8 protein-coding genes are annotated in these 6,943 nt (G+C 65.9%); 4 read left to right on the top strand and 4 right to left on the bottom strand.

The features are described from left to right. Positions 1-149: 149 nt before the first annotated feature. Both HY058_16830 and HY058_16825 read right to left on the bottom strand, forming a co-directional pair. Positions 150-392 (bottom strand): Lrp/AsnC ligand binding domain-containing protein, encoded by a 243-nt coding sequence (locus tag HY058_16830; GenBank protein MBI3498961.1) that lies wholly within the window; start codon positions 390-392, stop codon positions 150-152. Positions 393-413: 21 nt separating this feature from the next. Then, on the bottom strand, positions 414-1,910 hold the full coding sequence (locus HY058_16825; GenBank protein MBI3498960.1) for a DEAD/DEAH box helicase: 1,497 nt from the start codon (positions 1,908-1,910) through the stop codon (positions 414-416). Positions 1,911-2,204: 294 nt separating this feature from the next. Here HY058_16825 and HY058_16820 point away from each other — a divergent pair, with 294 nt between their 5' ends. After that, the gene (locus tag HY058_16820; protein MBI3498959.1) at positions 2,205-2,912 is read left to right on the top strand and encodes an alpha/beta fold hydrolase; all 708 of its coding nucleotides are present in this window, start codon (positions 2,205-2,207) and stop codon (positions 2,910-2,912) included. Positions 2,913-3,007: 95 nt separating this feature from the next. Here HY058_16820 and HY058_16815 read toward each other — a convergent pair whose 3' ends face one another. Further along, positions 3,008-3,373: an SPW repeat protein gene (locus tag HY058_16815; protein ID MBI3498958.1), complete on the bottom strand. Its 366-nt coding sequence runs from the start codon at positions 3,371-3,373 to the stop codon at positions 3,008-3,010. A gap of 246 nt (positions 3,374-3,619) precedes the next feature. Between HY058_16815 and HY058_16810 the strand changes: the two genes are divergently transcribed. Then, on the top strand, positions 3,620-3,847 hold the full coding sequence (locus tag HY058_16810) for a hypothetical protein (protein ID MBI3498957.1): 228 nt from the start codon (positions 3,620-3,622) through the stop codon (positions 3,845-3,847). A 14-nt stretch (positions 3,848-3,861) separates the two neighbouring features. Here the strand turns inward: HY058_16810 and parE are convergent, their stop codons facing one another. Continuing rightward, a complete protein-coding gene (parE, locus tag HY058_16805; GenBank protein MBI3498956.1) occupies positions 3,862-5,859 on the bottom strand; it encodes a DNA topoisomerase IV subunit B in 1,998 nt (665 codons plus the stop codon). A 75-nt stretch (positions 5,860-5,934) separates the two neighbouring features. On the opposite strand from parE, the gene HY058_16800 reads away from it, so the two are divergent. After that, positions 5,935-6,351, top strand: a complete 417-nt coding sequence (locus tag HY058_16800) for an acyl-CoA thioesterase (GenBank protein MBI3498955.1) — start codon at positions 5,935-5,937, stop codon at positions 6,349-6,351. A 181-nt stretch (positions 6,352-6,532) separates the two neighbouring features. Continuing rightward, positions 6,533-6,712 carry a hypothetical protein gene (locus HY058_16795; GenBank protein MBI3498954.1) on the top strand — a complete coding sequence of 60 codons (180 nt, stop codon included), beginning with the start codon at positions 6,533-6,535 and terminating at the stop codon, positions 6,710-6,712. Positions 6,713-6,943: the final 231 nt, after the last annotated feature.

Below are 6,943 nucleotides of genomic sequence, written 5' to 3'. Positions count from 1 at the left end.
CAGCCGCAAACAGCGGCGACCGGATGTGAGGTTCCACGGCATCGACGCCGTGGCTGACAACAGGCTCGCTCCAGGATCTAAAAGACGGAGAGCCAAATGACCCCTTGACGACAACACCCTCATGTGAGCCCGCGCATGACGATCTTGGCCTAGGCGAAGGCCTTGAAGGTGATGAGGGTGAAGGTGTCCTTGATGCCGGGGAGCCGCTGCACCTTTTCCTGGACGAAGTGGCCGATATCCTCGTTGTCGCCGAGGTAGCACTTCATCAACAGGTCGAACTGGCCCGAAATGGAATGCACCTCGGAGACCTGCTCGACATTGAGCACGGCGGCATCGGCCACGTCATAGGCCTTGCCGAGCTGGCATTTGACCATGATGAAGATCGTCTTCATGGCCGGAGAGGATAGAGCGGCTTAGTCGCCCGCGCTACTCACCTTGACCGGCCGCAACAGGAAGGCCGGCACATGGTCGCCGAGGCCGACGACCGGGGCGCCATCCTCGCGCTCGTGGCCACGGCCGCGGTTGCGATCCTCGCGCCGGGGATGGCGGGGCTCGGATCGCGGGCCTGGGGAGGGTCCGGGAGAGGACGGGGACCACCCCCTCCCCAAGTCCACCCCCGGGAAGGCGGCGATATTGTGGCTATCGGCATGGGGCTCGACCGCCTGCGGCTCGACCGCGCGGGGCGCGGAATGGCGTGGCGCGGCGCTCGGCTTGCGCTCGCCGCGGCGGGGGCGACGCTCGCGCGAACCACGCACGTCGGCGGGCTCGGCCTCGGCGCCGCCGTCCTCGGGCAGGTCGGCAACCGTGACGATCGGGATCTTCTTGCCGATGAGGCGCTCGATCGCGGCCAGGAACTTGCCGTCCTCGGAGGTGGCGAAGGTGAAGGCGCGGCCCGACTTGCCGGCGCGGCCGGTGCGGCCGATGCGGTGCACGTAGTCCTCAGGATGGCGCGGCACGTCGAAACAGAAGACATGGCTCAGATCGTCGATATCGAGGCCGCGGGCGGCGACATCGCTGCAGACCAGGAGCCGGATCTTGTTGGCGCGGAAGGCATCGAGGGTCTCGGTGCGCTGGCTCTGATGCATGTCGCCATGGAGCGCGCCCACGTCGAGGCCGTGGCGCTCCAGCGATCGTACCAGCACGCCGATGTCGCGCTTGCGGTTGCAGAAGATGAGCGCGTTCTTCACGTCCTCGCTCTGGATCAAGGAGCGCAGCGCGCGCCGCTTGTCGGCAGTGCCGACCTTGACCAGGCCCTGGATCACGTTCGCTGCCGGCGAGGCCGGCGGCGACACGGAGATCTCGCGCGGGTTCATGAGGAAGGCATCGGCCAGGCGCTTGATCTCGGGCGGCATGGTGGCCGAGAAGAACAGCGTCTGGCGGATCTTCGGCAACAGCGAGACGATACGTTCGACATCGGGGATGAAACCCATGTCGAGCATGCGGTCGGCCTCGTCGATCACCAGCAGCTTGACGTCGTTCAGGAGCACCTTGCCACGCTCGAACTGGTCCAAGAGTCGACCAGGCGTGGCGATCAGCACATCGACGCCGCGGTCGAGCCGGGACTCCTGGTCGCTGAAGCTCACGCCGCCGATCAGCAAGGCATGGCTCAGCTTGTGATACTTGCCGTAGGTCTCGAAGTTCTCGGCCACCTGGGCGGCCAGCTCGCGGGTCGGCTCGACGATGAGCGAGCGCGGCATCCTCGCCTTGGCGCGGCCGGCGGAGAGGATGTCGATCATCGGCAGCGTGAAGCCGGCGGTCTTGCCGGTGCCGGTCTGGGCGCAGCCGAGCACGTCACGGCCCATCAATATGACGGGGATGGCCTGTTCTTGGATCGGGGTGGGAGTCTGGTAGCCGGCATCGGTGACGGCCTGCAAAACTTCGGCGCTCAGGCCCAGTTCGGAAAATTCCATCGTTTAAGCGTCTTCACTCTCTGGTTCGGTCTGGTTGGGTCTTTCAAATCCCCATCTTAGTTGTGGATTATTACGGGAATGTCAAACGCCGATTGGAAAATAGTGCCCCCGGGACCTGCATGACTGGACTGCGTCCAGAGCCTGTCGAGGGGGCCAAACCGGCGCCGAGGAGGCTGGAGCGGGCACCATCAAAGACTGGGCATCCCCAGCCTCCGGGTCTACGGTCCGGGCCATGCGAGGCGCGCGCATAAATATCGAAGAGCGGCATTTCGACGCGGGTTTCGGGTGGCTCGAATGACCGCGCCCACAGCGCTCCTGATGCTGCCGGGGTTGCTCTGCGATGCGGCCCTCTGGGAAGCGCCGATCGCCGGGCTCGCCGAGCTGGCCCGGCCGATCGTGGCTGACTTGACCCGGGACGACAGCATCACCGCCATGGCCCAGCGCACGCTGGCTGAGGCACCGGACAAGTTCATGCTGGCGGGGTTCTCCATGGGCGGCTATGTCGCCCAGGAGATCATGCGCCAGGCGCCGGAGCGCGTCCTTCGACTGGCGCTCATCGACACCTCGTCACGGCCCGATACGCAAGAGCAGCACCAACGGCGCCAAGCGCTCATCAAATTGGCGACAAGCGGTCGCTTCCGGGGTGTCACGCCGCAGCTCCTGCCGTTCCTCATCCACCCCAAGCGCATGGAAGACGCGGCGTTGGCGCAGACGGTGATGGACATGGCCGAGCGGGTCGGCCGTGACGCCTTCCTGCGCCAGCAGACCGCGATCATGAACCGGCCGGATGGCCGCGCCGACCTGGTGCGCATCCATGCGCATACGCTGGTCCTGTGCGGTGCCGAGGATGCGATCACGCCGGTGGAGCTGCACCGGGAGATGGCCGCCGGGATCGCCGATTCGCGCCTGATCGTGGTTGCGGACTCCGGCCATCTCTCTCCGCTCGAGCAGAAAGAGCCGGTCGTCGCCGCGTTGCGCCGCTGGCTTACGGACGAGCCTTAGGCGACATGCGGGATCCTTGCCCATCGGCGCCCTCGCGGGATGGGCGTGACCTTGGCGCTGGCGCCGCCTAAGGCGCCGACGACCGCCGCTTCCGCCTAGGCGGGATGAGCGTGGTGCTGCTCGTCCCACATTTCGTAGAAAGCGAGCCCCAGCACGACGAGGCCGACAACGACGAAGTCGACGGCCACCAGAGGTGTTGCGGCAACAGTGAGCGCCCAGGGCGAGATCACGAGCCAAAGGCCGAGGATGACGTTGACCCATTCCTCCCAGGTGCGGAAGGCCATCAGGATCACCATCTCGGCCAGAATGAGCAGTGCGCCGATGAGAACGGCATTCTGCGTTGCGGTCATGTCGTCGCCGGCAAAACCCAGCACCCACGGCGATACGCATAGCCAGATGCCCAGCAGCACTCCGGCCCAATCTTCCCAATGCTTGGGCGGAGAGAACGCGATTGCTGTCATGGTGCCTCCTCGAACCATCGGCTGGTTCACGAAGGACGCGGGCTCAATCTCGTGCCCGCTCTAACGTTATGTGTAATCGTTCTATGGCCGGGGCAAGTGCCGCGGCGGCACTCGGTGGACCCTGCCACTGATGCGGCGCGAGGAAGCGGGCGAATCATCGCAGGTATTGCTCGCCCTGCGCGTGTAACTGGAACCGTCGTGGCAGCCACGTTGCGTTGCGGCAATTCCAGGAGCAGGGCCATCGGCATGAAGATCCCACGCAAGCGGGCCGCCCCGATGCTGCTGTTCGCCGCCGCTCTGGCGCTCGCCTTCTTTGGGGCCGAGATCGAGTCAGCGGATTTGACGGCGGATCCGGTGATCCCCGCCAGTTCCGCCTTGTCCCGCTCGGGGATCGATTGCGGCTCTCAGCCGGCGCGCGAAGACGCGGCCCAAGGGCCTAGTGGGCCGGAGCGGGCCTGCGCCGAGGCGCCTTAGCGCACTAGAATAATTTAGACGTCCAAGTCTTTCGCGAACTTGGCGTTTTCCTGGATGAACTGGAAGCGGAGCTCGGCCTTGCGGCCCATCAGCCGCTCCACCATGTCGGCGGTCGCGTCCGCCGCCGGCGGAACCGCATCGGCGGCCCTGTCGGGAATCTGCACCTGCCACAGCATCCGGTGCTTGGGGTGCATCGTCGTCTCGCGGAGCTGGGCCGCCATCATCTCGCCGAGACCCTTGAAGCGGCTGATCTCGACCTTGCCGCGTCCCTTGAAGACGCGCTCCAAGAGCTCATCCTTGTGGGCATCGTCGCGCGCATAGTGGACGAGGCTGCCCTGCGCCAATCGATAGAGCGGCGGCTGCGCCAAGAAGAGATGGCTGTTTTCGATGAGGCCGCGCATCTCGCGATAGAAGAAGGTCATCAGCAAGGTGGCGATGTGCGCGCCATCGACATCGGCGTCGGTCATGATGATCACGCGCTCGTAGCGGAGCGCCTTGTCGTCGTAGCGGCTGCCGGTGCCGCAGCCGAGCGCCTGGGTGAGATCGGCCAGCTCCTGGTTGCCGCGGAGCTTCTCCGCCGAGGCGCTGGCGACGTTGAGGATCTTGCCGCGGAGCGGCAGCACCGCCTGGGTGTCGCGATCGCGCGCCTGCTTGGCCGAGCCGCCGGCGGAATCGCCTTCGACCAGGAAGATCTCGGTGCCCTTGGGCTCGGTGCGGGTGCAATCGGTGAGCTTGCCAGGCAGCCTGAGCTTGCGGGTGGCGCTCTTGCGGGCAAGCTCCTTATCCTGCTTGCGCCGGAGGCGTTCCTCGGCCCGCTCGATGACCCGCGCGAGCAAGTCGTTGGCCGCCTCGGGATTGCCGGAGAGCCAATGGTCGAAGTGATCCTTGACCGCGGTCTCGACGAGGCGCGTGGCGCCGGGGTTGACCAGACGCTCCTTGGTCTGGCCCTGGAATTGCGGCTCGCGGATGAACACCGAAAGCATGGCGGCGGCGCCGTTCAGCACGTCCTCGGCCTGCACGGAGGCGGCGCGCCGGTTGCCGACGAGCTCGCCATAGCCTCGGAGCCCGCGCAGCAAGGCCTGGCGCATGCCGGCCTCATGGGTCCCGCCCTCGAGCGTGGGGATGGTGTTGCAGTAAGTATTCGAGTAACCCTCGTCGTCGAGGGGCCAGGCGATTGCCCATTCGGCCCTGCCGGCATCCTCGGGGAAGCTCGCCTCGCCGATGAACGGTGTGGGCGTCGTCGTCGAGCGCCCGTCCAAGGTCGCCGCCAAATAGTCGGCAAGCCCGTTGGCGAAGTGGAAGCTTTCCGCCGCCGGTGTGGGGTCGTTGGCGGCGATCAGCTTCGGATCGCAGGACCAGCGGATCTCCACACCCTTGAACAAATAGGCTTTGGAGCGGGCCATCCGGTAGAGCATCGCCGGGCGGAAGCTCGCGCGGGGCCCGAAGATCTGCGGATCGGGATGGAAGCGCACCGTGGTGCCGCGGCGGTTCAGGACCGCACCCGCCTCCTTCAGCTTCGAGGAGGGAGCGCCGCGGGCATAGCTCTGGGTGAAGAGCTTGCGGTCGCGGGCGACCTCGACCACGAGCGTGTCCGACAGCGCGTTCACCACCGAGACGCCGACCCCGTGCAGACCGCCGGAGGTCTTGTAGACATTCTGTGAGAACTTGCCGCCGGAATGCAGCATGGTGAGGATCACCTCGAGGGCGGACTTGTCGCGGAATTTCGGGTGGCGATCGACGGGAATGCCGCGGCCATTGTCGCGCACGGTGACGAAGCCGTCGGCTGCCAGCTCGAGGTCGATGCGGCTGGCGTGGCCGGCGACCGCCTCGTCCATGGCGTTGTCCAAGACCTCGGCCACGAGATGATGCAAGCCCCGCTCATCGGTGCCGCCGATATACATGGCCGGACGCCGGCGCACCGGCTCCAGACCCTCCAGAACCTCGATGTCCTTCGCCGAATAATCCTGCGCCCGCTGGGCGCCGCCGGCGGTCTTGTGGAAGAGATCCTTCATGCCCGCCATAATGCACCGCACAACAGCGCTGGATCAAGCCGATGCGGTAGGCGTTGGCCGCGGAGACCACAAGATATGGTAATAAAACCCAGCAAATATCCGGAGCCGGAAGCGAGCCGCAAGCCTCGGGGCGAGCTCATGGTGCGCACTCTGGCGATGCCGGCGGATACCAATCCCGCCGGCGATATCTTCGGCGGCTGGGTGCTCTCGCAGATGGACATCGCCGGTGGCATCGCCGCCAGCATGCGCGCCCGCGGCCGTGTCGCCACCGTGGCGATCGATGCGATGACATTCCATCGTCCGGTCACCGTCGGCGATGTCGTGTGCTGCTATGCCGACTTCAAGCGCGTCGGCCGCACCTCGCTCACCATCGCGATCGAGGCCTGGGCGATCCAGCACGCCGACCAGACCCACATGCTGGTGACCGAGGGAACCTTCACCTATGTCGCCATCGACGATGACCGTCGGCCGCGCCCGGTGCCGGCCGCCTGAAGGCGAAGCGTCTCCCTATTTGGGTGAAGCACGAGGCGACGCCCGTCGCCGTCCAGCCATGCAGATCCGTCGCATCTGCCGTGCGCGGTAACATTCAGTCTTGAGTTCCCGCGAGCGCCGGGATATACGCCCGGCCGCGAACAACCAGGCCGAGTGCCGCCGGAATTTTGGAGACAAGAACATGAAGATGACCGACGCCACCGTCCAACACCTGCGCTCCCGTCTCTCGGCGATCACCAATGATCTGTTGCGCGAGCGTTCGCGCCCGGTGCCCAACACCACCGCGGTCGCGGCACTCAACCGGCAGAAGCGGGAGATCGAGGCGCGCTTGGCCGCGCTACCGCCGGCGATCGCCGCCTAAGCGCCTTTTCTCGTCCGCGCGCTCGTCGAGGCCGCACCTGCCGGTGCGGCCTTTGGCATTTCCGGAGAGAAACGACGCACGCCATACCGCTGCTGGTTGAAACATGCGGATGCAACCTCTGTGCGCTGGACAAGCTCACAAAAGCGTGATTGATAAGCGATCGTTTAGATCGACCCGCCGATGTGCGTAATGAGCGCCGAGAACGCGGGCGATTGTGGTCGAAGCAGAAAG

The organism is Pseudomonadota bacterium (assembly GCA_016195085.1).
Taxonomy (GTDB): Bacteria; Pseudomonadota; Alphaproteobacteria; order SHVZ01; family SHVZ01; genus JACQAG01.
Note: the sequence above shows the minus strand (reverse complement) of the source record. Positions and strands in the feature narration are given on the sequence as shown.